General features: G+C 63.3%; 24 protein-coding genes. 11 read left to right on the plus strand and 13 right to left on the minus strand.

Annotated features, from left to right (window positions below; translation table 11 throughout):
* Window positions 1-948 (minus strand): RsmB/NOP family class I SAM-dependent RNA methyltransferase (locus ACXJKO_RS18340; RefSeq protein WP_457092525.1); only part of this gene is annotated, 948 nt, incomplete at its 3' end.
* A 120-nt stretch (window positions 949-1,068) separates the two neighbouring features.
* On the opposite strand from ACXJKO_RS18340, the gene ACXJKO_RS18345 reads away from it, so the two are divergent.
* Complete coding sequence (locus ACXJKO_RS18345) at window positions 1,069-1,212, plus strand: hypothetical protein (protein ID WP_441982934.1); 144 nt, start codon at window positions 1,069-1,071, stop codon at window positions 1,210-1,212.
* Between the two features lie 42 nt (window positions 1,213-1,254).
* Here the strand turns inward: ACXJKO_RS18345 and ACXJKO_RS18350 are convergent, their stop codons facing one another.
* Window positions 1,255-1,686, minus strand: coding sequence for an MAPEG family protein (locus ACXJKO_RS18350; RefSeq protein ID WP_457092526.1), 432 nt, complete (start codon window positions 1,684-1,686; stop codon window positions 1,255-1,257).
* 21 nt (window positions 1,687-1,707) lie between these two features.
* Window positions 1,708-3,201, minus strand: a complete 1,494-nt coding sequence (guaB, locus tag ACXJKO_RS18355; protein WP_457092527.1) for an IMP dehydrogenase — start codon at window positions 3,199-3,201, stop codon at window positions 1,708-1,710.
* A 174-nt stretch (window positions 3,202-3,375) separates the two neighbouring features.
* Between guaB and ACXJKO_RS18360 the strand changes: the two genes are divergently transcribed.
* The gene (locus ACXJKO_RS18360) at window positions 3,376-4,833 is read left to right on the plus strand and encodes a DHA2 family efflux MFS transporter permease subunit (protein WP_457092528.1); all 1,458 of its coding nucleotides are present in this window, start codon (window positions 3,376-3,378) and stop codon (window positions 4,831-4,833) included.
* A gap of 37 nt (window positions 4,834-4,870) precedes the next feature.
* Entirely contained in the window at window positions 4,871-5,728 is an 858-nt protein-coding gene (locus tag ACXJKO_RS18365) for a dienelactone hydrolase family protein (protein ID WP_457092529.1), read from the plus strand.
* Between the two features lie 58 nt (window positions 5,729-5,786).
* Here the strand turns inward: ACXJKO_RS18365 and ACXJKO_RS18370 are convergent, their stop codons facing one another.
* The 5 genes from ACXJKO_RS18370 to efp form a co-directional block, all read right to left on the minus strand.
* The gene (locus ACXJKO_RS18370; protein WP_457092530.1) at window positions 5,787-6,722 is read right to left on the minus strand and encodes a Gfo/Idh/MocA family protein; all 936 of its coding nucleotides are present in this window, start codon (window positions 6,720-6,722) and stop codon (window positions 5,787-5,789) included.
* A gap of 40 nt (window positions 6,723-6,762) precedes the next feature.
* Window positions 6,763-7,464, minus strand: a complete 702-nt coding sequence (locus ACXJKO_RS18375) for an RlmE family RNA methyltransferase (RefSeq protein WP_457092531.1) — start codon at window positions 7,462-7,464, stop codon at window positions 6,763-6,765.
* Window positions 7,461-8,495 (minus strand): Ppx/GppA phosphatase family protein, encoded by a 1,035-nt coding sequence (locus ACXJKO_RS18380; RefSeq protein WP_457092547.1) that lies wholly within the window; start codon window positions 8,493-8,495, stop codon window positions 7,461-7,463. The genes ACXJKO_RS18375 and ACXJKO_RS18380 overlap by 4 nt, the downstream gene beginning before the upstream one ends.
* Window positions 8,496-8,694: 199 nt before the next feature.
* A complete protein-coding gene (locus ACXJKO_RS18385; protein ID WP_457092532.1) occupies window positions 8,695-9,879 on the minus strand; it encodes an aminotransferase in 1,185 nt (394 codons plus the stop codon).
* A gap of 226 nt (window positions 9,880-10,105) precedes the next feature.
* A complete protein-coding gene (gene efp, locus ACXJKO_RS18390; RefSeq protein WP_457092533.1) occupies window positions 10,106-10,672 on the minus strand; it encodes an elongation factor P in 567 nt (188 codons plus the stop codon).
* A 153-nt stretch (window positions 10,673-10,825) separates the two neighbouring features.
* On the opposite strand from efp, the gene epmA reads away from it, so the two are divergent.
* From epmA to ACXJKO_RS18410, 4 genes are all read left to right on the plus strand, one after another.
* Entirely contained in the window at window positions 10,826-11,878 is a 1,053-nt protein-coding gene (gene epmA / locus ACXJKO_RS18395) for an EF-P lysine aminoacylase EpmA (protein WP_457092534.1), read from the plus strand.
* On the plus strand, window positions 11,872-12,918 hold the full coding sequence (locus ACXJKO_RS18400; RefSeq protein ID WP_457092535.1) for a lysine-2,3-aminomutase-like protein: 1,047 nt from the start codon (window positions 11,872-11,874) through the stop codon (window positions 12,916-12,918). The genes epmA and ACXJKO_RS18400 overlap by 7 nt, the downstream gene beginning before the upstream one ends.
* 94 nt (window positions 12,919-13,012) lie before the next feature.
* Entirely contained in the window at window positions 13,013-13,399 is a 387-nt protein-coding gene (locus tag ACXJKO_RS18405; RefSeq protein WP_457092536.1) for a hypothetical protein, read from the plus strand.
* Window positions 13,400-13,515: 116 nt separating this feature from the next.
* The gene (locus tag ACXJKO_RS18410; RefSeq protein WP_457092537.1) at window positions 13,516-14,529 is read left to right on the plus strand and encodes a hypothetical protein; all 1,014 of its coding nucleotides are present in this window, start codon (window positions 13,516-13,518) and stop codon (window positions 14,527-14,529) included.
* A gap of 33 nt (window positions 14,530-14,562) precedes the next feature.
* Here ACXJKO_RS18410 and arfB read toward each other — a convergent pair whose 3' ends face one another.
* Window positions 14,563-14,985: an alternative ribosome rescue aminoacyl-tRNA hydrolase ArfB gene (gene arfB, locus ACXJKO_RS18415; protein WP_457092538.1), complete on the minus strand. Its 423-nt coding sequence runs from the start codon at window positions 14,983-14,985 to the stop codon at window positions 14,563-14,565.
* Window positions 14,986-15,143: 158 nt separating this feature from the next.
* Between arfB and ACXJKO_RS18420 the strand changes: the two genes are divergently transcribed.
* Entirely contained in the window at window positions 15,144-16,070 is a 927-nt protein-coding gene (locus ACXJKO_RS18420; protein ID WP_457092539.1) for an AEC family transporter, read from the plus strand.
* Window positions 16,071-16,176: 106 nt separating this feature from the next.
* Window positions 16,177-16,425: a hypothetical protein gene (locus tag ACXJKO_RS18425; protein WP_457092540.1), complete on the plus strand. Its 249-nt coding sequence runs from the start codon at window positions 16,177-16,179 to the stop codon at window positions 16,423-16,425.
* Between the two features lie 3 nt (window positions 16,426-16,428).
* Here ACXJKO_RS18425 and dprA read toward each other — a convergent pair whose 3' ends face one another.
* From dprA to ACXJKO_RS18445, 4 genes are read right to left on the minus strand one after another with little or no spacing between them, the layout of a single operon-like run.
* Window positions 16,429-17,616, minus strand: a complete 1,188-nt coding sequence (dprA, locus tag ACXJKO_RS18430; RefSeq protein ID WP_457092541.1) for a DNA-processing protein DprA — start codon at window positions 17,614-17,616, stop codon at window positions 16,429-16,431.
* A gap of 4 nt (window positions 17,617-17,620) precedes the next feature.
* Window positions 17,621-18,223 carry a glycerol-3-phosphate 1-O-acyltransferase PlsY gene (gene plsY, locus ACXJKO_RS18435; RefSeq protein ID WP_457092542.1) on the minus strand — a complete coding sequence of 201 codons (603 nt, stop codon included), beginning with the start codon at window positions 18,221-18,223 and terminating at the stop codon, window positions 17,621-17,623.
* Between the two features lie 10 nt (window positions 18,224-18,233).
* The gene (locus ACXJKO_RS18440; RefSeq protein WP_457092543.1) at window positions 18,234-19,535 is read right to left on the minus strand and encodes a dihydroorotase; all 1,302 of its coding nucleotides are present in this window, start codon (window positions 19,533-19,535) and stop codon (window positions 18,234-18,236) included.
* 8 nt (window positions 19,536-19,543) lie between these two features.
* Window positions 19,544-20,491: an aspartate carbamoyltransferase catalytic subunit gene (locus ACXJKO_RS18445; protein ID WP_457092544.1), complete on the minus strand. Its 948-nt coding sequence runs from the start codon at window positions 20,489-20,491 to the stop codon at window positions 19,544-19,546.
* Window positions 20,492-20,630: 139 nt separating this feature from the next.
* Between ACXJKO_RS18445 and ACXJKO_RS18450 the strand changes: the two genes are divergently transcribed.
* Together ACXJKO_RS18450 and ACXJKO_RS18455 are read left to right on the plus strand one after the other, a co-directional pair.
* On the plus strand, window positions 20,631-22,280 hold the full coding sequence (locus ACXJKO_RS18450; RefSeq protein WP_457092545.1) for an acyl-CoA dehydrogenase family protein: 1,650 nt from the start codon (window positions 20,631-20,633) through the stop codon (window positions 22,278-22,280).
* A gap of 137 nt (window positions 22,281-22,417) precedes the next feature.
* Window positions 22,418-23,032: DNA topoisomerase (locus tag ACXJKO_RS18455; protein WP_457092546.1), on the plus strand; the 615-nt coding region annotated here is incomplete at its 3' end.

Below are 23,032 nucleotides of genomic sequence, written 5' to 3' on the forward strand. Positions count from 1 at the left end.
GCCGATGCCCGTGCACGGCGCATCCACGAGAACGCAATCGATCTTGCCGTTGAGGTCCGTCACGGCGTCGGCTCCACCCCTCGGGGTACGGACCTGCACATTGCGAATTCCTGCCCGGGCAAGCCGATCATGGATCGGAGCAAGGCGACGGGCATCGCTGTCGGTGGCGTAAAGCTGGCCGTGGTTCCCCATCATGGCGGCGAGTTCAAGCGTCTTGCCGCCACCGCCGGCGCAGAGATCGACCACCTGCTCGCCGGGTTTCACGCCGGACAACAAGCCCACCAATTGGGAGCCTTCGTCCTGAATCTCGATCCAGCCCTTGATGAACTCGGGCTCGGACTGCACGGCTGGGCCGCGTCCGTCCTCGCTCGGCATAATCCTCAGGCCCAGAGGCGACAGGGGTGTTTCAATCGCGCTCAGATGCGGGAGAGCGTCATGCGCCTCCTCGCGGGACGAGACTTTCAGGGTGTTGACCCGCAGATCGAGGGGTGCGCGCGTGGTGAGCGCCTGCATTTCGGCAACCAGATCATCGCCGAACAGGCGCCTCAGCGAAGGCTCGATCCATTCCGGGAAATCGCCCGCCACCGGGGCTGGAGCATTGTCGAGGCTGGCTGTCTCCAGCCGCTCCCGTTCATTGGCCGAGAGAGGCTCGGGCGCGAAACGCTCGCCGGAGCAAAGGGCTGCTACCGCATCGGTCGAGAGACCGCGCTGGAGCTTGAGCATGCCGAGCACGACTGCGCGGGGCGTCGCCTCGCCCATGATCCAGGCGGCGGAGGATTTCCGGCGCAGGGAATCGTAGACGAGGCTTGCGATGGCAGCCCTGTCCTTGGACCCGGCGAAGCGGTGCGACAGGCCCCAATCCTTGAGCGCGTCGGTCGCCGGACGGCGGCGGGCTTCGATATCGCCAAGCACTTCGATGGCGGCGGAGATGCGAGCAGCAGGTGTCATTGAAAAAGCACACTTAAACTTGGCCGTATAAACGACACATTGTTTCCTATTTTCCGACCCGATCAGAAGTGGATGTAATAGCCGTGCATTTCGCACGATTCTCTATCGGAGCTTCTGACTATGTCGATCCTGTCCCGCATTGCCGCCCTTGGTCTCACTCTTGCCATTGCGGCCTGCGCTACGGCCCCCGCCGCCGATTTCACCCCGCCCCCGCGCAAGGCGACGGACGCGAAGACCCAGCTCGAGAGCGGCAAGCGCTTCTGATGCCCGGTCACGGGATGGGTGCAACGCCCATCCCGTCCCTTACTAGACACCAGACTCTGCCGCAAAGATACGGATGGCGAAGATCACCCACATGATGGCGAGGATCAGGACGCCGACCGCAAAAGCCTGGAAGCGCCACATGACCTTGTTCGAGGTCGTATGGATGAAGGCGTGAACCAGACGGCTCGCCACGAACATCCACGACATCACCACGAACAGCATGTCCGCCTTGCGGGTAATGAGCGCGAACGCCGCCAGCAGATAGAACAGCACCGGCATTTCGAACTGGTTGTGAAACGCGTTCTGCAGCTGCAGGGCGCGCTTGGGCCAGTTGCGCTCGCCAAGGGCGATGTCCCCTACCTTCACCTCGCCCGAACGAAGGCTTGCGAACCTCCTGTTTCCGGTCATGAGAAGCAGGATGAAGGTCAGCCCGACGAGGACGAAGACGGGCAGGAGAATGGCGGTGATGCTCATGGATAAATACTCGACTGAAGCTTAGCTGCGAGTCGGGTAATTAGGGCTCTCCCGGGTAATCGTCACGTCATGGACATGGCTTTCGCGCAGGCCCGCGCTCGTGATGCGGATGAACTGGGCCTTTTCGCTGAATTCTTGCAAGGTTGCCGCTCCCACATAGCCCATGGAAGCACGAAGGCCGCCGGTGAGCTGATGGAGCACGCCGGAGACTGGACCCTTATAAGCCACCTGCCCCTCGATGCCTTCCGGCACGAGCTTGAGCGTATCGCGAACTTCCGCCTGGAAGTATCGGTCGGCCGAGCCGCGGGCCATGGCGCCCACGGAGCCCATACCGCGATAGGACTTATAGGAGCGGCCCTGGTAGAGGAACACTTCGCCGGGTGTCTCGTCCGTGCCGGCGAGCAGCGAGCCCACCATGGCGCAGGAGGCGCCCGCCGCCAGCGCCTTGGCGAGATCGCCAGAGAACTTGATGCCGCCGTCCGCAATCACCGGAACGTCCGCCTGAGAGGCCGCCTCGACCGCCTCCATGATCGCGGTGAGCTGCGGCACGCCGACGCCCGCCACGATGCGGGTGGTGCAGATGGAGCCAGGGCCGATGCCAACCTTGATCGCATCCGCGCCGGCATCGATGAGCGCCTGGGCCCCCTCGCGGGTGGCCACGTTGCCGGCGATGATCTGCACGGCGTTAGAGAGCTTCTTCACGCGGGTGACGCTTTCCAGCACCTTTACGGAATGGCCGTGGGCGGTGTCGACCACGACCACGTCGCAGCCGGCATCGATAAGGCGCTCGGCGCGCTCGAAGCCTTGCTCGCCCGTTGTGGTAGCGGCGGCGACGAGGAGACGGCCCTGAGAATCCTTGGCGGCGTTCGGATAGGCAACCTGCTTCTCGATATCCTTCACCGTGATCAGGCCGATGCAGCGGTAATGATCGTCGACGACCAGCAGCTTCTCGATGCGGAATTGATGCAGGAGGCGGCGGGCTTCCTCCTGGCTCACGCCCTCGCGGACCGTGATGAGCCGGTCCTTGGTCATCAGCTCGGAGACGGGCTGGACCGGATGGTTGGCGAAGCGCACATCGCGGTTGGTGAGGATGCCGACCAGCTTGCCCTTGGTGGCGTTGGGGCCGCGCTCGACCACCGGAATGCCGGAAATGCCGTGATGTTTCATCATGGCGAGCGCATCGGCCAGGGTCTCGTCGGGATAGATCGTGATGGGGTTCATCACCATGCCCGACTCGTAGCGCTTCACGAGGCGCACCTGCTCGGCCTGGGCATCGGGCTCCAGATTGCGGTGGATCACGCCGAGGCCGCCGTTCTGGGCCATGGCGATGGCCATGCGGGCTTCGGTCACCGTATCCATGGCGGAGGCGACGATGGGCATGTTGAGATGGATGGTGCGGGTCAGACGGGTGCCGACATTCACATCGGCGGGTAGGACCTCAGAGCGGCCGGGCCTGAGCAAAACGTCATCGAAGGTCAGTCCTTCGATGATCTTATCGGCGAATACGGAGGCCATGGCCAACTCCTTCAATCATGCTGTGGGGCAAGCGAAAATCGCTTTGGCGAGTTGGCACGGGTCCGTAGCACGGGCTGTTCCATTAGCATAGGGGCGAGAACCGCATTCAAAGAAGATCTGCTGTGCAGCAAATCGCTTTGCAATGTGGCCCCAGGGCGCTAATTCCCGCGAGTCATGCGCCAATCCCGCCTCCTGCCCCTGATCATCGCCACCGCATTATTCATGGAGAACACGGATTCCACCGTCATCTCCACCTCCCTGCCGATGATTGCGCAGGATCTCGGCACCGATCCGATCGCGCTCAAGCTTGCCCTTACCTCCTATCTCGTGAGCCTCGCCATCTTCATCCCGGTCTCGGGCTGGATGGCCGACAGGTTCGGGGCCCGGACGATCTTCACCGCCGCCATCGGCGTGTTCATGGCGGGCTCCCTTGCCTGCGCGGGGTCGGGCTCGCTCGAAGGCTTCGTCATCGCCCGGTTCTTTCAGGGCATGGGCGGCGCGATGATGGTGCCGGTCGGCCGCCTGGTGCTGCTGCGCAGCGTGCCGCGTAACGAGATCGTGCAGGCCTTGGCCACGCTCACCATCCCGGCTCTCGTCGGCCCCATTATCGGGCCACCGCTTGGCGGCTTCATCACCACCTATTTTCACTGGCGCTGGATCTTCTTCATCAACATCCCCATCGGGATCCTCGGCATCGTCATGGCCACGATCTTCGTGCCGAACATAAAGGAGACCGATACGCCGCCGCTCGATGTCATCGGCTTCCTGCTCTCAGGGGTAGGCCTCGCCCTGCTCATGCTCGGGTTCGCGACCGGTGGCCGTCACCTCATCCCGGTCGAGATCTCCATCGGCTGTGTCATCGTCGGCGCCTTCAGTCTCGTTCTCTACCTCGTCCATGCACGGCGCACGCCCCATCCGCTCCTGCAATTGAGCCTGCTGAAGATCCCGACCTTCCGGGCAAGCGTGATCGGCGGGTCGCTCTTTCGCGTCGGCATCGGCGCGATCCCGTTCCTGCTGCCGCTGATGCTCCAGATCGGCTTCGGCCTGAGCCCGGTCGCCTCCGGCTCTCTCACCTTCGTCGCCGCCGCCGGCGCGCTGTTCATGAAGACGCTCGCCAAGCGCATTCTCGAACATACGGGGTTTCGCAAGCTGCTGACGATCAACGCCCTGGTCGGTGCGGCCTTCGTGGCGGCGAACGGGTTCTTCTCGCCCGAGACGCCCCATTGGCTGATCATGGCCGTGCTGTTCATCGGCGGCTGCTTCCGCTCGCTCCAGTTCACGAGCCTCAACGCTATTGGTTATGCGGAGGTCTCAAAGCGCGAGATGAGTTATGCGACGAGCCTGTCGAGCGCGATCCAGCAGGTTTCGCTTAGTATGGGCGTGGCCCTCGGCGCCTTCGTGCTGGAAGCGGCGGCCGGGTTCGACGGTGGTGCGGAAATCACGGCGGCAGATTTCGGCCCGGCCTTCTGGGCGGTCGCGCTGATATCGGCCCTGTCAGCCTTCGTCTTTTTCCGCCTCGACCCGAGCGCGGGCGCCGAGATGTCCGGCCATCGGACCATCGAGCAAAAGCCCGCCGCCACGGGAATGGGCGACGGCACTACAAATCTCGGTGAGGAGGTGGAACGCCGATAGGATTGCGTTACCATCCCCTCCAGCTCAGGAGGCCTCCGTGGATAAACGCATCATCGATCTCTACGACGATTTCACCCATGGCGGCATAAACCGTCGCAATTTCCTCGACAAGCTCGCAGCGCTCGCCGGCAGCACGGCCGCCGCAACGGCTCTCCTCCCGATCCTGCAGAACAACTACGCCCAGGCGCAGACCATGCCGGAAGGCGATCCGAGGATTACGGTGGAAACCGTGGACATTCCCGGCGCTCAGGGCCTCAAGGGCTATCTCGTGAAGCCGAAGGACGACACCGGCAAGCTCCCGACCGTCATCGTCATTCACGAGAACCGGGGCCTCAACCCMCATATCAAGGATGTTACCCGCCGCATGGCCACCGAGGGCTTCATCGCCCTCGGCCTCGATTATCTCTCACCCATGGGCGGCACCCCCGCCGACGAGGACAAGGGTCGCGAGATGATCGGCCAGCTTAAGGCACCGGACGTCATCGCCTACGGTAAGGCTGCCGTGACCTATCTCAAGGAACGTCCCGACAGCAACGGCAAGGTCGGCGCCATCGGCTTCTGTTGGGGCGGCGGCGCGGTGAACAACCTCGCGGTGAACGAGCCGAACCTCAATGCAGGCGTCGCCTATTACGGCGGCCAGCCCAAGGCCGAGGATGTGCCGAAGATTCAGGGAGCCATGATGCTCCATTACGGCGGGCTGGACGAGCGCATCAATGCTGGCATTCCGGCTTACGAGGCCGCGCTCAAGCAGGCCGGAAAGGCTTACGAGATCTACATTTATGAGGGTGCCAACCACGCCTTCAACAACGACACCAACGCTGCGCGTTATGACAAGGAAGCAGCGGATTTGGCGTGGAGCCGGACGGTTGGGTTTTTGAAGAAGAGTTTGGCTTGAAATGAACGGTCATCCCGGACGGCGAAAGCCGATCCGGGATGACAGCCTGATCGAAGCCTCACTCCACGAACGGGTCCACCTGCACCCTTTTCCCGATCATGAACGCATCCGCCACCAAGCGGAACGGCGTGTCGTCCACCTCCGACTTACCAAGGGTGAGGAGGGCGTCGAAGCGGTGGTAGATGCCCTGGTATTCCTGGGGATCTTCCTTCACCACGAGACGGCCGTCGATTTCGAGGCAGCTGCCGCCTTGCGAGAGTTTCAGGGTGAAACCAGCATCGGTTTCCACCTCGATGTCCCAGCTTTGCGGGCCGGTCTGGCGCCAGTCGAAGACGGCTTGGAGGTTGCTGTCGGTATGGCCGGTCTGGAATTCGAGATTGGCCGCAATCGGCGCATCCCTGTTGGATGGGAACTCCAGGGTGGACGTCTTGATGAAGACGGGTTCCGGCATGATGCGGGTGACGATGGAGAGCGCGTTGATGCCGGGATCGAAGATGCCGAAGCCTCCCGCCTGCCAGATCCATTCCTGACCCGGATGCCAGTGGCGCACATCCTCCTTCCAGGTGACCAGAAGCCGCTTGATGGACCAGCCAGCGAGCGCCTTCTTCGCCTCGTCGACCGCCTTGTTGTACTGGGAATGCCAAGTGGTGAAGACGGTCTTTCCCACCTTCTCGCCGAGCAGCCGCAGATCCTCAAGCTCGCTTAAAGTGGCGGCGGGGGGCTTCTCAAGCAGCACGCTTTTACCGGCGAGAAGCGCCTCCCTGGCGATCTGGTGGCGCACCTGGGGCGGCGTGCAGATGGCGACCGCGTCGAGCTCGGGCAGCTTCAGGAGCTCGCGGTAGTCCTGGAAGGTGTATTTCGCATCCTCATGCGTTAGGCCGCGAGTGCTTGACACGGCTAGCAGGTCGAAATCCGGGTTGGATTTGATCACCGGCAGGTGCTGGTCCTGCGCGATCTTGCCGAGGCCGATGATGCCGATCTTATGGACGGTCATGTGCGTGGTCCCTCATGTTATGGCGACCACGCTGGGGCCGTCAGGCCTCAAGATTCCGGTCGGTCGCACCCCGAAAACCGGTCGCCAGCACGTAGAGTTCCGCCGAATCGGTCCGGCTTGCCGCAGGCTTCACATGCCGGACCACGGCAAAGTCTCGTTTGAGATCGGTCAGCAGCTGCCCTTCTGTGCCGCCCTGGAACACCTTGGCGACGAAGGCGCCGCCCGGCGCCAGGATCTCGCGGGCGAAATAGATCGCGGCTTCGGCAAGCCCGATGATCCGCAGGTGATCGGTCTTCTTGTGGCCGGTGGTGTTCGCCGCCATGTCGGACATGACCACGTCCGCCGGGCCGCCGAGCAGCTCGATGAGCTTGCCGGGGGCGCTCTCGTCCAGGAAGTCCAGCTCGATGAAATCGACGCCCGCCATAGGATCGATGGGTAGGAGGTCGATGCCGACGACCTTGCCTTTCGGACCCACCTTCGTGGCCGCGATCTGCGACCAGCCTCCAGGTGCGGCGCCCAGGTCCACGATGCGCTGGCCGGTTTTGAGGATGTGGTACTTCTCGTCGATCTCGAGCAGCTTGAAGGCCGCGCGCGAGCGATAGCCCTCGCGCTTGGCGCGCGCCACATAAGGATCGTTGAGCTGGCGCTCCAGCCATTTCTGGGAGGACAGAGACCGCTTGTTCGCCGTTTTCACGCGCTGCTTGAGATTTCGGACACCCGAGCCTGACTTGCTAGCCGTCACCGCTGCGAGCCTCCCCGCCAAACGCTGTCCTCACGCATCATGTTCATCAAAATTCCTTCGCGCAGACCACGGTCCGCGATACGCAGCCGATCCGAGGGGAATGCCCGGCGGATCGCTTCAAGAATGGCGCAGCCGGCGAGAACCAGATCGGCACGTTCCTTGCCGATGCAGGGATTCTCGGCGCGCTGCTGGAAATCGGAATGCAGCAGACGGGTCATGACTGTCGAGATGTCAGAGTTTCGCATCCACATCCCATCGACCTTGCGCCGGTCATAGCGCTCAAGCCCTAAGTGAATGCCGCCGACCGTGGTGACGGTTCCCGACGTTCCGAGAAGGTGGAAGTTGTGCGCGCGGCCCGCTTCCGCCGCGATAAGCGCGAAATCGAGGAGAAGCTCGGAGACCTCCTCCACCATGCCCTCGAAGCTTTCCGGCGTCACATCGATGCCGCCACGGCGCTCCGCCAGGGTCACGACGCCGACGGGTAGCGAATCCCACGCGCGAATCCGCTTGCAGGGATCGGCGAAGGCATGGGGCGCCTGGCCGTCGACCCAGGCGATCTCGGTGGAACCGCCGCCGATATCAAACACGATGACCGATTGCGCATTGGGATCAGCGAGCGCCGCGCAGCCTGTGACTGCCAGGTAGGCTTCCGTCTTGCGGTCCACGATCTCCAGTTCGAGATCGAGGTCGCTGCGCACGCGGTCGATGAAGGAAGCACCGTTCTCGGCAAGGCGGCAGGCTTCCGTCGCCACAAGCCGCGCCCGCGCCACATCCTTCGCCGCCATCTTGTCACGGCAGACGCGCAGGGCCTCGATGGTGCGCTCGATGGCATCATCGCTGAGCGTATTGCCGAGGCCCAAGCCCTCACCGAGCCGGACGATCCGCGAAAACGCATCCACGACGCGAAACCCGTAATGGGCCGGCTCCGCGATCAGGAGACGGCAATTGTTGGTGCCGAGGTCGAGGGCTGCGTAGCTGCGTGTATAGCGCCGCTTCTGGTGCCTTTTTGACGATGAGGATGCCTGCGAAATCCATGACGAGCCGCTCTCGGCCCCGGGAGACGGGTCCGCGCGTCGATCGTCAAATTCGTTCGTCGCATCGGCTTTCACGGTCAACTCAGAATCCTTGGGCACCCACGAGAAGGATGCTGATGAGATTCCAGAGTAACAACCGCATCACGCTCCTGCCAAGGGCAACGGCGCAGATTATCCCGGCAACCCTGGTGAGGAATCAGAGCGTTAAGCCCCTCAATCGGGCTGTCAGACCTTCCAGAATATCCGCGCTCACATTGGCGATTGCGATGCGAAGGTGCCCTTCCTGACCCGGCCCRAAATAGCTTCCGGGGAGGCAGAGAACGCCACGCTCGGTGGCCAGTTTTTCCGCCACGATTTGAGCGTTGGCGCCGGCGAAGGGGTGTCGGACATAGGCGAAATAGGCCCCAACCGATTCGATATGCCATTCCGGCAACGGGGCGAGAGCCGCCTGAAACACGGCTGCGCGCTGGTTGATTTCGGCCCGGTTGGCCTCCCGCCAATCCCGTAGACCATCGATGGCCCAGGGCAGCACGGCCTGGGCGGTTCGGGGCGGGCAGATCTGCATGCAGTCCAGAATCTTGGCGATCTGCTCGATGAGCTGAGCATCTGCCGTGATTGCACCCATTCGGTGGCCTGGAATGGCATAGGATTTCGAGAACGAGTAGAGCTGGATCACGGTGTCGCGCCAGCCCTCTGAGCTGAACAGGCCGTGCGCGCGGTTCATGCCCTGTGGCAGAAAGTCCCGGTAAGTCTCGTCGATCACGAGATAAATACCGCGACGGCGGCACAGATCGGCGAAACCCTCGATCACATGGGCGGGGTATACGGCCCCGGTCGGATTGTTGGGCGTGACGAGGACGATGGCGCGCACCTTGTCGTCGATCAACGCTTCCGCATCCTCGGGCTTGGGGACAAACCCGGCATCCGGCCGGCACGGCAGCGGGCGCGGCTCGATGCCCAGCATGTCGAGGGTCATCTGGTGGTTGAAGTACCAGGGCGTCGGCACCAGAACCGCCTCGCCGCGATGGGCCAACAGCATCATGGCGACGAAAAAGGCCATGTTGCAGCCCGCTGTGACGGCGGTGTCCTGCGGCTCGATTGGGCCTTGGTAGAGCTGCGACATCTCGGCGGCATAGGCGGTCCGTAGATCGGCATCGCCGTTAATGGGGCCGTATTGGGCGCTCGTGGCCTTCGCGGCGGCGTCAGAGAGGCGCTCCAGGAAGCTTTCATGCGGCGGATTGCCCGGTACCGCCTGGGAGAGGTTCATCAGCGGGCCATGGGCGCCGTCATAGCGCCTGACCCAGCTCTGCGCTTCCGGGATCGGAGGGCTGCCCACATCCGCGATGAGGGGATTGATGGGGTTGAACGCAAGGCTCGCCATGAAGGGCTCAGCTCCTCGAAAACGAAAGGGCGGGAAACCCGGTGAAACTCCACCGAAATCTCCCGCCCTTCAAGTTTTATTCGCTGCGCCTCCCACGCCCTCAACCTAATCCTGAGTAGCCCGCAGCAGGCGTCTCGAAGGATGGTCTAGAGGCACTGGAGACGCCCTCGTCCTTCGAGACGATCGCTCACGCGACCCCTCAGGATGAGGGTTGCGGGGAAGAACCTCAGTCCTTCGCGCGCTCCACGTAGGAGCCGTCTTCCGTCATGATCACGACCCGGGTGCCGGCCTGGATGTGCGGAGGCACCAGGGTGCGCACGCCGTTCGACAGCATGGCGGGCTTGTAGGACGAGGAGGCCGTCTGGCCTTTCACAACCGGCTCGGTCTCGGTGATCTCGAGGGTCACGCGGGCGGGCAGTTCGAGCGAGATCGGCACGCCGTTATGGGTAGACAGCATGACGGCCATGTTTTCCTGAAGATAAGGCTTCAGATCGCCGATGATGTCCGCCGGCACGACCAGCTGATCGTAGGATTCGGGGTTCATGAAGTGGAAGCCCTCACCGTCCTCATAGAGATAGGTGTGCTCACGGTCTTCCACGAAGGCGCGCTCAACCTGCTCGGTGGTGCGGTAACGCTCGGAGACCTTCACGCCGTCGGAGATGCGGCGCATGTCGAGCTGGGTCACCGGGGTGCCCTTGCCGGGGTGGATATTCTGGGCGGTGAGCACGACATACAGCCTGCCGTCGATATCGACGACATTGCCTTTGCGGAGCGTAGAGGCGATGACCTTCACGGGGAGCTTTCCTTGTGACAGATAGGGTACGTCGGTGGAGCCGGGCTGCCCTGCCCCAGCGACGCAGAAAACGGTTTTCGGTGCCGCAAGTAGCCTATCTTGGCGCAAATCGCCAGTCTGACCTTATGGAAGCCCTCGGAGATGGAAAACGCCATGCCCGCCCCCTCGCCCTGGTGGACGCCACATGTCCATGCGGACAGGCGTCCGTTTCTGCTGGGCAGAAACCGGATTCAGGCGGCTTTTCGGGGCTTCTTCGCCGCCCGTGACTTCGTGGAGGTCGATACAGCCACGCTCCAGGTTTCGCCCGGCAACGAGGCCCATCTCCATGCCTTCGCCACCGACGCCATCGGTCATGGCGGGTCGAGGACCCCGCTTTATCTGCACACCTCCCCGGAATTCGYCTGCAAGAAGCTGCTGGCAGCGGGCGAAACACGGATTTCCTGCTTCGCTCATGTTTATCGCAACAGGGAGCGCGGACCTCTGCACCACCCGGAATTCACCATGCTGGAATGGTACCGGGCCGGTGAGAGCTACGAGACCTTGATGCAGGATTGCGCCGAACTGCTGCGGCTCGCTGCCGAGACCTCGGGCACCCGGACCCTCACCTATCGCGGCAAAAGCACCGATCCGTTTCAGGAGCCCGAGCGCCTGAGCGTAGCGGAAGCCTTTCGGCGCTTTGCAGGCATCGACCTTCTGGCTTCCATCCACAGGGATGGGACGACGGATCGCGATCATCTCGCCACCAGGCTGCGTCAGGTTGGGATGCGGGTTGCGGATGACGATACGTGGTCCGATCTCTTCAGCCGTGTCATCGTGGAGCGGGTCGAGCCTAATCTCGGCCTCGGCCGCGCCACGATCCTCGACGAGTACCCGGTCGTCGAGGCGGCGCTCGCCCGGCCGACGGCGCGTGATCCTCGCGTGGCCGAGCGGTTCGAGCTTTATGCCTGTGGCGTCGAGCTTGCCAATGCTTTCGGGGAACTCACAGATGCTGAGGAGCAGCGCCGCCGGTTCGAGGCGGAGATGACGGAGAAGATGCGGGTTTACGGAGAAAGCTATCCTGTAGATGAGGATTTCCTGGCGGCTTTGGCGCATATGCCCGAGGCCAGCGGCATCRCACTCGGCTTCGACCGCCTCGTGATGCTCGCCACCGGCGCCTCTCGCATCGATCAGGTGATCTGGGCACCCGTGCCGGAGACAGAATGTTGAGAACGATCCGCACCCCTGCCGAGCTTCTCGACGCCAAGCTCATCTCGGCCGAGCGCCTGCACAAAGCAGAGGCGATAGCGGAGCGCTATGCCATCGCCATCAGCCCAGCCATTGCGGATCTGATCGACCGCAATGAGCCGAACGATCCGATTGCCCGCCAATTCGTGCCTGATAGTGCGGAGCTGAATACAACGCCGGACGAGCGTGCCGATCCCATCGGCGACCTTGCGCATTCACCGGTCGAGGGCATCGTGCATCGCTATCCCGACCGAGTGCTGCTCAAGGCCGTGCATRTCTGCCCGGTCTATTGCCGTTTCTGCTTCCGCCGCGAGATGGTCGGTCCGCARGGCCTTGGCACGCTCTCACCCGAGGCGATGGACGCGGCATTCGCCTATATCGCCGAGCATCGCGAAATCTGGGAGGTGATCCTCACCGGCGGCGACCCGCTCGTGCTCTCTCCACGCCGCCTGTCCGAAATCATGCAGCGGCTTGCCGCCATCGATCACGTAAAGATCGTCCGCTTTCACACCCGCGTTCCCGTGGTCGAGCCGCACCGGGTCGATGCCGAGCTGATCGCGGCTTTGAAGACGAGCGGCAAGACCACCTATGTGGCGCTCCATGCCAATCATCCCCGCGAACTCACGCCCAATGCGCGGGCCGCCTGCGGCAGGCTTGTGGATGCGGGCGTCGTCATGATCAGCCAATCGGTTCTGCTGAAGGGCATCAACGACGATCCGGATGTACTCGCCGCTCTCATGCGGGCCTTCGTGGAAACGCGGATCAAGCCCTATTACCTTCACCACCCCGATCTCGCGCCGGGCACGAGCCATTTCCGCCTCTCCATCGAAGAAGGACAGGCGCTGGTCGCGGGCCTGCGGGGCCGGATTTCGGGACTGTGCCAGCCGACTTACATTCTCGACATTCCCGGCGGATACGGCAAAGCGGTCATCGGTTCCGGCACTATTACGAAGACCGGCGACGGTTGCTACGCGGTCAGCGACTTTCGCGGCGACAGCCATTCCTATCCGCCTGAGGCGTGAGCAGTCCTCGAAAGAGTTTTACCTGACTCGAACTCCGCCGTAATCGCACCCGAAAATGGCAGCCTGTTCCGGCAATGGCTCAAGGCGGTCCTTCATGGAGAACGACGCAAGCGAACTGATAAAGGACGCAAGAGAACTGGTAAAGGAGGAGAAGAAACTCATCGACTCCACCTTCAGGAACGGATCGATCACCGCGATCGGCGTCGTCGTCGGTTTCTCCTTGGGTTTTCTCAGCCGCTGGTCAGCCCTGCCCGGAGAATGGTCGCGGTCGGACCTCTTCTCCGTCGCCCTGATTATTTTGGGTCTCGGGCTGCAGGTCAAATCCCTCGCGGACCTGCTCCTAGTCTCCTCCTTGCAGCTCAAGAGGTATAACCGTTCCGTCCGGATTTTCCTGACTGGGCTGATCCTCGTGAGCCTCGGCGTCATTTTCGCAATCTTCGCCGACCTGATGGGCTTCAGCGGCATCGTGCTGGAGGGTTAACGGACCCCGAGCCATGTCAAGTGGACAAGAAACTGCGCTTGCCTTAACGTAATGTTGTTATATATATCACTGACCTTTAACAAGTTTCACCAGAACCATTTGATTCCGGGGCTCCCATGCGCGCACTTAAAGCAGCGACGACTCTGATGATTGCGGGCTTGACCGCTCTTTCCCTGCCCGCCAGTGCCGCTGAAGGCCCGACGAAAGGCACGTTCACCTTCACTATCGTGGCCGACAAGACTCACGATGGCCGCGTGAAGGTCGGCGGCGAGACGGTCGAAATCAAAAACCATCACGAGGTAACCGTCTCCGGCAATCTTATCTTCACCCATACGGACGCCAACGATTCCATCGCCGAAGGCCGCAAGGATGCGGCGGCGGACATGGTTGCCAAGTCCAAGCCGACGATCAGCGCCGGTGCCAAGGCAGCCAATGCCAATGTGGGCGGCGTCAACATGATGAAGCTCGCGGAGAAGTGCGGCGAGATCGAAGATGAGGACGAGATGGAGGCCTGCATGATGAAGGGAGTTGCGAGCTTCCAGGCCGGCCTCCCGGAAAAGTGCAAGACCGATCCCAGTCTGTGCCAGGCCATTACCACGATCCAGGATCCAAAGACGATGTCAGGCGTCACCGCCGCCGGTGACAAGTACCAGGCCGATATGAAGAAGTTCCGCTTCTACAAGGTCGAGAACTGCGTGGTGGATGCGTCCGTCAACTATTACCGCCGCGAGCGCCATACTAGCGAGGTCGGCGGTTTCACGTTCAACGACATCAGCAGCAAGACGGACGGCGTTGCGCGCGCGGTCTCTTCCGGCACGCCATGTACCCTGGAAATGGTGGTCGGCCCCGATAACGCGATCAGCATGAATTTCGCGCTGGCCAGCAACCTGAGCGTACCCGGCAAGACGGTCGAAACCACCGGCAAAGTGAAGGTGAGCAACAGCGTTGTGCTGGATTCCGGCATGGCCACCAAATTCCCCTACACCGTTCGCAAGCAGAAATCGGCGTCGCCGACGTCCTTCAGCGGACAGCAGGGGAACAGCTCAGCGCCCAGCACAAGCGAACAGGGCAACTGGATCAACAAGGGAAGCTCCAGCTCGAAGCTGAGTTGGTCCATCAGCCTCAACTGACGAATCCAAGGGCCGCCGCAAGGCGGCTCTTTTTCATTCGAACCCGCCGCCCTTGCCGCGCCCTTTCTTGATGTCGGAGCGCCGGCCTTTCGCCTCCAGCCGACGCTTCTTCGAGGCGAGCGTCGGTCTCGTAGGGCGGCGCGGCTTGGGACGTTCGGTCGCCTGCCGGACCAGTTCGACGAGGCGGGCCACCGCGTCCTCGCGGTTGCGCTCCTGCATGCGGAAGCGCTGCGCGGTGATGATGAGGACGCCGTCGTTGGTCAGCCGCTTTCCGGCGATCCGCTCCAGCCGCTCCTTCACATCCTCGGGCAGCGAGGGCGAGTTGCGCACGTCGAAGCGCAGCTGAACGGCGGTTTCCACCTTGTTGACGTTCTGCCCGCCGGGACCCGAAGCRCGGATGAAGCTCTCCTGAAGTTCGTCTTCATCGAGCGAGATGCTGTTCGTCACCTTGATCATGGGCCCTCGGGCGAAATGGCAGTGGGGAGGAACTGGCGCGCCCCTTTTCATCTGTCCAATGCCGCCTTCCGGCGCGCTTGTCGACAGGCGCGTTTACGTCTAAGCGCCTTGTGCCCCTTCTCTTTTGTCGGACATTGCGTTCCGCCCCCGATCCATCCATGTCCGCCGTCCTCGCCAGTCTCATCCCGACCTTCCTCATCATCGCCACCGGCTGGCTCTGCCGGACGACGAATTTCGTGAGCGAGCAGCACTGGGCAGGGATCGAGCGCGCCGCCTATGTGATCTTCTTTCCCGCACTCATCATCGATACCCTGTCGCGCGCCGACCTGACCTCGGTGCCGGTATTGGGCGTGGGCGGGGCGCTGATGGGCTCGATCCTGATCATGGCGGGAATCGTGCTGGCGATCAGGCCGATTCTGGAGCGCCATGCGGGAATCGACGGGCCGAGCTTCACCTCTGTCTTTCAGGGCGCGACGCGTTGGAACACCTTCGTGGGCCTTGCCGTCGCGGGCAGCCTTTTCGGCCAGCGCGGCATCGCCCTGATCGCAGTGGCTATTGCGGCCATGGTGCCGCTGCTCAACCTGCTGGCCTTCTACGTATTCATCCGCTTCGCGGGCCGGCCCCGGCAGAGCCCTTGGGAGATCCTTCGCTCGTTTCTAGCCAATCCGTTTATCTGGTCCTGCGCCATTGGCCTGACGCTGAACCTGCTCGTGCCGCCCCTGCCGAAGCCGATTGCGGGTTACATTGAGCTCTTGGGACGCGCCGCCCTAGCAGCCGGCCTTCTGATCGTCGGCGCGGGGCTCGACATCCGGCGGCTTGCCAAGCCGGGCCTGCCACACCTTCTCACCGCCAGTCTCAAGCTTTTCCTGCTGCCGGCATTGGCGCTGCTCATCGCCGGTTGGGCGGGCGTGAGCGGGGATGATCTGGTCGTGACCATCATCGCAGCCTCCGTCCCCACCGCATCGGCTGGTTATGTGCTGGCCCGGCAGATGGGCGGCAATGCGCCACTCATGGCCGAAATCCTGACGCTGCAAACGCTTCTGGCACTCGGCACGATGCCGCTTCTCATCACCCTTGTGGGTTGAGGTAGCCCAACACTTCTACAACCAATGGTTATTTTTGTAGGGCTTGTATAATCATTGGTTGTGCTGATAACTAGGCTCGAGTGAAACAGAGACACAGCTCAGCTTTATGCCCAAGCCTCCGATCCGCGCCCTCGGGGTGCCCYCGCCGCATGACGAACCGGACCTTGCCGATGTCACGGACGGCCGCGCCGGTTCGAGCATGAGCACGGTCGAGACCGCCCAATACATCGCAGAGTTCACCGCCGAGCTGTCCTATCTCGCGCGCCAATCCAAGCTGGATCTTCTGGCCTATCTGCTCGACATGGCGAGGCTGGAGGCTGGGCGCGCCATCCAGGCCGACAAGCGAGGCAAGTAGGGGTCAGCGTCCGGCGATCAGCGATACCGCGTTGCCGCCGTGGCGCTCCAGCCGCCCCGCGATTTCAAGTTCGAGCAGGGTCATCTGAACGGAGCGGATCGGCAGGCCCGACTGGCGGACGAGATCGTCGATGGAGACCGGCGACGGCCCGAGCAGCTGAATGAGGTCGGCCTCGCCCTCACCTGCTTCCTCGGGAAACCCGCTATCCGGCATGAACGTGCCTTTCGGCGCACGCGGAACATCCGGTAGGTCGAGTTCGTCCCACAACTCCTCGGTGCCGACAAGCCGCAGCGGCTCCTCGGCGCTCATGTCGAGGCGCGAACCCGTGGCGACGAGAGGCTCCAGAACGCTCGTGACATGGTTGATTTCGGCGCAGAGATTGGCCCCATCGCGGATCAGATCGTTCGTGCCCTCTGCACGCGGATCGAGCGGCGAGCCGGGCACGGCGAAAACCTCTCGTCCCTGCTCCAGGGCAAAACGGGCGGTGATGAGCGAACCGGAACGCCGCGCCGCCTCGACCACGACAACGCCATAGGAGAGACCGGAAACGATGCGGTTGCGGCGCGGGAAATCACGCCCGCGCGGCTCCCAGCCCATGGGCATTTCCGAGACGATCGCGCCGCCATTCTCGATGATGGAGCGCAGCAGCGGCTCATTCTCGGAGGGATAGATTTTGTCATGCCCGCCCGCGAGGACGGCAACCGTGCCGGTCGCCAGCGTCGCGCGGTGCGCCCGCGTGTCGATGCCGCGCGCAAGGCCCGACACCACCACATAACCGGCCTCGCCTAGTTGGCGCGACAGGCGCTCCGTGAAGGTGAGGCCGGACGCAGAGGCGTTGCGCGAACCGACCATGGCGACGCAGGGTTTGGAGAGCACCTCCGTGGAGCCGCGAACGGCGATCAGCGGCGGCGCGGTATCGATGGCCTTCAGGGTCTTCGGGTAATCCGGCTCGCCCATGGCGACGAAGCGCACGCCCAGACGCACGGCGGCGGCCATTTCCTTCTCGGCCTCGGCCCGGCTCGTGACCTTCAAAAGCAGGCGACCGCCCTTGCGGGCGAGATCCGGCAGGGCTTCGAGAGCGGCCGATGCGCCGCCGAACTGATTGATGAGCGCCCGGAAGGTGCGCGGCCCCACATTTTCCGATCGGATCAGGCGAAGCCAGTCGAGACGCTGCTCGTCGGTCAGATGCACGGGCTCAACCCTTCTGCCCGATCTTGCCCTCGGTGCCGTCGAGCAGGCGGGAGATGTTCGCGCTGTGCTTCCACCAGAGAAGCGCCACGAGAATGATCATTATGGCGGCCATGCCGGGCTCGCCGAGAAGCCACAGCGCGACCGGGGTTGCGGCACTGGCGATCAAGGCCGACAGGGACGAGTAGCGGGAGGCGAAGGCGACGCCGAGCCAGATGGCGGCGAAGATCAATGCGGCGACCCAATTCAGGCCGATCAGCACGCCGATGAAGGTGGCGACGCCCTTGCCGCCTTTGAACTTCAGCCACACGGGGAAGAGGTGGCCGATGAATGCGCCCAAGGCCGCGATGGTGGCGAATTGGGCACCCCATTGCGCGGCGATCAGCACGGCGACGGTGCCCTTCAGAGCATCGCCGACCAGGGTCGCGGCCGCGAGCCCCTTGCGACCTGTCCTGAGGACGTTGGTGGCCCCGATATTGCCCGAGCCCACGTTGCGGATGTCGCCGAGGCCCGCCATGCGGGTGAAGATGACGCCGAAGGGGATGGAGCCCAGAAGGTAGCCCAGGAGCAAAGCGCCCAGGAGATAGAGCATATTGGCTTCGTCAGACATTCAGGTCTCTTCACGTCTCTTGCTGTGAGCGGCGGTCGAAGACGATCCTGCCTGCAACCATCGTGATCGTCACCTGTCCTTCCAGACGGGCTTCATCGAACGGCGAGTTCTTGGACAGGGATTTGAGCTGGCGCTTGTCGAGCACGTAAGGCGCCTCGGGATCGAACACGATGAGGTCGGCGGGAGCCCCGACTTTCAGGCGACCGGCCGGCAAGCCTAAGATTTCCGCGGGTTTCGTGGAGAGTGYACGCAGGAGTTTGGGCAGCGAGATGCGGTCCGAATGGACCAGACGCAGGGCCGCCGAGAGTAGGGTTTCGAGGCCGACAGCCCCGTCGGCGGCCTCGGCGAAGGGCAGCCGCTTGTTCTCCACATCCTGTGGATTGTGGTCCGAGACGATCACATCGATGGTCCCGTCCACCAAAGCCTCGATCATCGCCTGCCGGTCGTCCTCGTGCCGCAAGGGCGGCGAGAGCTTGAGGAAGGTGCGGTAATCGCCGATGTCGTTTTCGTTGAGCGACAAGTGATTGATGGACACGCCGCAGGTCACGGGAAGGCCGTTCGCCTTCGCGTTCCGCACGATCTCCGCCGAATCGGCGCAGGAGATCATCGCCGCGTGGTAACGGGCGCCCGTGAGGCGCACGAGGCGCATGTCTCGCTCCAGCACGATGGTCTCGGCCTCGCGCGGAATACCCGGAAGGCCGAGGCGAGAGGCGAACTCGCCCTCGTTCATCACGCCTGGCCCGACGAGATTCGGGTCTTCCACATGGTGGACGATCAGCGCGTCGAAATCGCGGGCATAGGTCAGCGCACGGCGCATCACCTGCGCATTCGTGACCGAGCGAGCCCCATCGGTGAACATGATGGCACCGGCCTCCTTGAGACGCCCGATCTCGGCCATCTCCTCGCCCTGCAGCCCCTTGGTCAAAGCCGCCGCCGGGAGAATGTTGACGACGGAAGTATCGCGGGCGCGGCGCACGATGAAGTCGATGACTGCCGGATCATCGAGCGCCGGGCTCGTATCAGGCATGGACACCACCGTCGTTACGCCGCCCGCAGCTGCCGCCTCACCCGCGCTCTTGAGCGTCTCACGATAAGGGCCACCGGGCTCGCCGATGAAAGCGCGCATGTCGATGAGGCCGGGTGCGAGAACCTGTCCGCCGCAATCGATGACATCGGCGTCCGGTGCGACCGCGACGTGAGGACCGAAGTCCGCGATCACACCGTCCCGGATCAGAACACTGCCGGTCTGCTCACGGTCGTTCTCGGGGTCGATCAGGCGGGCGTTTTTCAGAAGAATTGGCTTGGTACTCATCACGATCCTCACCCGTTCGGCAGATGGCTCGCGAGAGCCTCGAGCACCGCCATGCGGACGGCGACGCCCATTTCGACCTGCTCGCGGATGAGCGACTGCGCGCCGTCCGCCACGTCGGAGGAAATCTCGACGCCGCGGTTCATGGGGCCGGGATGCATCACGAGGGCGTCCGGCTTGGCGAAGGACAGCTTTTCCTGATCGAGCCCGTAGAAGCGGAAATACTCCTTCACGGACGGGATGAAGGAGCCGCTCATGCGCTCGCGCTGAACGCGCAACATCATCACGATGTCGGCACCCTCCAGGCCCTTGCGCATGTCGGTGAATGTCGGGAAGCCGAGCCGTGCGATGCCGGGCGGCAGCAGGTTGGTGGGCGCGACGAGGCGCACCTGAGCGCCCATGGCGGCGAGCAGGATCATGTTGGATCGGGCKACGCGCGAATGGACGATATCGCCGCAGATCGCGACGATGAGGCCCTCGATGCGTCCCTTGTTGCGGCGAATGGTGAGCGCGTCGAGAAGCGCCTGGGTCGGATGCTCGTGGGCTCCGTCACCGGCATTCACCACGGCACAATCGACCTTCTGCGCCAGCAGATGCACGGCACCGGCTGCGTGGTGGCGCACGACGATGATGTCGGGCCGCATGGCGTTGAGGGTGGCTGCGGTGTCGATCAGCGTTTCGCCCTTCTTCACCGAGGAGGACGCCACCGCCATGTTCATCACGTCCGCGCCGAGGCGCTTGCCGGCGATCTCGAACGAGGATTGCGTGCGTGTGGAGGGCTCGAAGAACAGGTTGATCTGGGTGCGGCCCCGAAGACTGGTCTTCCGCTTTTCGATCTGGCGGCTCACATCCACCTGCGCATCGGCGAGGTCGAGGAGGGCCTGAATGTCCAAAGGAGACAGCCCCTCGATTCCGAGGAGATGCCGGTGGGGGAAAGCGGATCGGGGCGCGTCTGTCATCTTAAAGCCATCGCTATAGGCGCTCTGGCGGAGGCCAGCAAGCAAGGCTTTTGGGCAGGAGCAAAGATTCTGCGAAACCTGTGGCGAACAGCCCGCTGCCCTACAATCAAGGCAGGCTTCCCTCAGAAGGATCGCAGCCATGTGGGACCGCCATGATACGCATGACGTCTTCAACCAGACGCCGCCCTTCGGAAATGTGAATCTCGTCGCCGCGGATCAGCCGCTGCTGGATGCCCTCAAGGCCAATTGCGTCGGCCCGAACGGCGCGGACCTGATTGCATTCGGCAAGGCCTGGGGCACCGCGGAGAGGCTCGATCTAGGCCGCCTCGCCAACGAGAACCCGCCGAAGCTGCGTACCCACGATGCGCGCGGCTACCGGATCGACGCAATCGAGTTTCATCCCGCCTATCACGCGCTCATGCGCGCCAGCATGGCGGACGGGCTACACGCCTCGACCTGGGACGAAACGGATTCGGCTCACCCTGTCGGCAAAGGCCATGTGGCGCGGGCGGCGAGGCTTTACACGGCGGCGGGCGTCGAAAGCGGGCATGTATGCCCCATGACGATGACCCATGCGTCCGTGGCGGCGCTAGCAGCCGCACCGGAGCGCCTGAGCGTGTGGCTGCCGATGATACAATCTCGCGATTACGATTCCCGGTTCATCCCGTTCTGGGAGAAGAGCGCCATCACGCTCGGCATGGGCATGACCGAGAAGCAGGGTGGCACCGATGTTCGCGCCAACACGACGCGGGCCGTCCCTGCCAGCGTGGACGAGTACACGCTGACGGGCCATAAATGGTTCATGTCCGCGCCCATGTGCGACGCCTTTCTCGTGCTGGCTCAAGCGCCGCGCGGGCTTACATGCTTCCTCATGCCCCGGTTCAGGCCCGACGGCTCCCTGAACGCCATTCATCTCCAGCGCCTCAAGGACAAGCTCGGCAACCGCTCCAACGCTTCGTCCGAGGTCGAGCTCGACGATGCCTTCGCGTGGCGTATCGGCGAAGAGAGTCATGGGGTGCGCACCATCATCAACATGGTCCAGCTGACCCGGCTCGACTGCGCGGTCGCCTCGGCCGGACTGGTGCGGATGGGGCTGGCCCAGGCGATGCACAATGCCCGGCACCGCAGCGTCTTCCAAAGGAAGCTGATCGAGCAGCCCGCCATGCAGGCCGTACTGGCCGATCTTGCCATCGAGAACGAGGCCATGACCGCCCTGGCCATGCGAACCGCCCGGAGCTTCGATCTTGCCGCGCGGGATGAGCACGAGGCGGCCTATGCCCGCCTCGTCACGCCCGCCGCCAAATTCGGCATCTGCAAGGCCGCGCCCCGCCTGATCTATGAGGCAATGGAGTGCCTTGGCGGCAACGGCTATGTGGAGGAGAACGCCCTGCCCCGCCTCTATCGGGAGGCCCCCGTCAACGCGATCTGGGAAGGCTCTGGCAACGTGATCGCCCTCGATATCCTGCGGGCCGAAAACCGCGAGCCGGAAGTCGCGGCCTCTGTTCTGGAGCGCCTGATGGACGATGCGGGCGACCTGCCGGGCGCCTCTGATACCGCCCGCGATATCGTGCTGGCCCTGCAATCGTCCCAAGCCGAGGCCAAGGTGCGGTTCATCGCGGAAAGGCTCTTTACGCTCGCCGCGGCAGCAGCGCTTGCCCGCTCCGCGCCGCCGCAAATCACCGAGGCCTACGCCCTCACCCGGCTTGTCCAGCCCGCGCGGATGCCGGGAGCCAATGACCTTGGAGATGCGCTCAAACCCTTGCTGGAGCGGTCTTTCGTCACCATGTAACGGGTGCGGCGCAACGGGCGATTTGACTTGTTCGCCACGATCCACCACTTATCGCGCCTCGGTTGCCAGGGGCTGGCAGCCGCTTTCTATCTGTAAATTTTGGGCATCCGCTCGCGGCCATCTACGGGAAGTCGCTTATGAAAGTCGTCGTCGTCGAGTCGCCAGCTAAGGCCAAGACGATCAACAAGTATCTCGGCAAGGATTACGAGGTCCTGGCCTCCTTCGGGCATATCCGCGATCTGCCAGCCAAGGATGGTTCGGTCGACCCGGATGCCGATTTCCGCATGATCTGGACGCTTGAGGACAAGGGCTCCAAGCGGATCTCCGACATCGCCAAGGCGATCAAGGGAGCCGAAAAGCTGATTCTCGCCACCGACCCGGATCGCGAGGGAGAGGCTATCTCCTGGCACGTTCTCGAGGCTCTGCGCGAAAAGCGCGTGCTGAAGGACCTGCCGGTCGAGCGCGTGACCTTCAACGCCATCACCAAGGACGCGGTGCAGACGGCGATGCGCCAGCCGCGCCAAATCGATCAGGCGCTGGTCGATGCTTATCTGGCCCGCCGCGCCCTGGATTATCTCGTCGGCTTCACCCTTTCTCCCGTGCTCTGGCGCAAGCTGCCGGGCGCCCGCTCGGCCGGTCGCGTGCAGTCGGTGGCGCTTCGCCTCGTCTGCGACCGCGAACTCGAGATCGAGACCTTCAAGCCGCGCGAGTACTGGTCACTGATCGCGACGCTGGCCACCAAGGACGGCGGC

This window comes from Microvirga sp. P5_D2 (genome assembly GCF_054049475.1).

Bases quoted from the DNA above. Each gene is read 5' to 3' on its own strand.
- plsY (WP_457092542.1), bottom strand. From the start codon at position 18,223: ATGTCTGACGAAGCCAATATGCTCTATCTCCTGGGCGCTTTGCTCCTG.
- ACXJKO_RS18345 (WP_441982934.1), top strand. From the start codon at position 1,069: ATGTCGATCCTGTCCCGCATTGCCGCCCTTGGTCTCACTCTTGCCATT.
- ACXJKO_RS18405 (WP_457092536.1), top strand. From the start codon at position 13,013: ATGGAGAACGACGCAAGCGAACTGATAAAGGACGCAAGAGAACTGGTA.
- guaB (WP_457092527.1), bottom strand. From the start codon at position 3,201: ATGGCCTCCGTATTCGCCGATAAGATCATCGAAGGACTGACCTTCGAT.
- ACXJKO_RS18350 (WP_457092526.1), bottom strand. From the start codon at position 1,686: ATGAGCATCACCGCCATTCTCCTGCCCGTCTTCGTCCTCGTCGGGCTG.
- ACXJKO_RS18370 (WP_457092530.1), bottom strand. From the start codon at position 6,722: ATGACCGTCCATAAGATCGGCATCATCGGCCTCGGCAAGATCGCGCAG.
- ACXJKO_RS18410 (WP_457092537.1), top strand. From the start codon at position 13,516: ATGCGCGCACTTAAAGCAGCGACGACTCTGATGATTGCGGGCTTGACC.
- ACXJKO_RS18420 (WP_457092539.1), top strand. From the start codon at position 15,144: ATGTCCGCCGTCCTCGCCAGTCTCATCCCGACCTTCCTCATCATCGCC.
- ACXJKO_RS18360 (WP_457092528.1), top strand. From the start codon at position 3,376: ATGCGCCAATCCCGCCTCCTGCCCCTGATCATCGCCACCGCATTATTC.
- ACXJKO_RS18450 (WP_457092545.1), top strand. From the start codon at position 20,631: ATGTGGGACCGCCATGATACGCATGACGTCTTCAACCAGACGCCGCCC.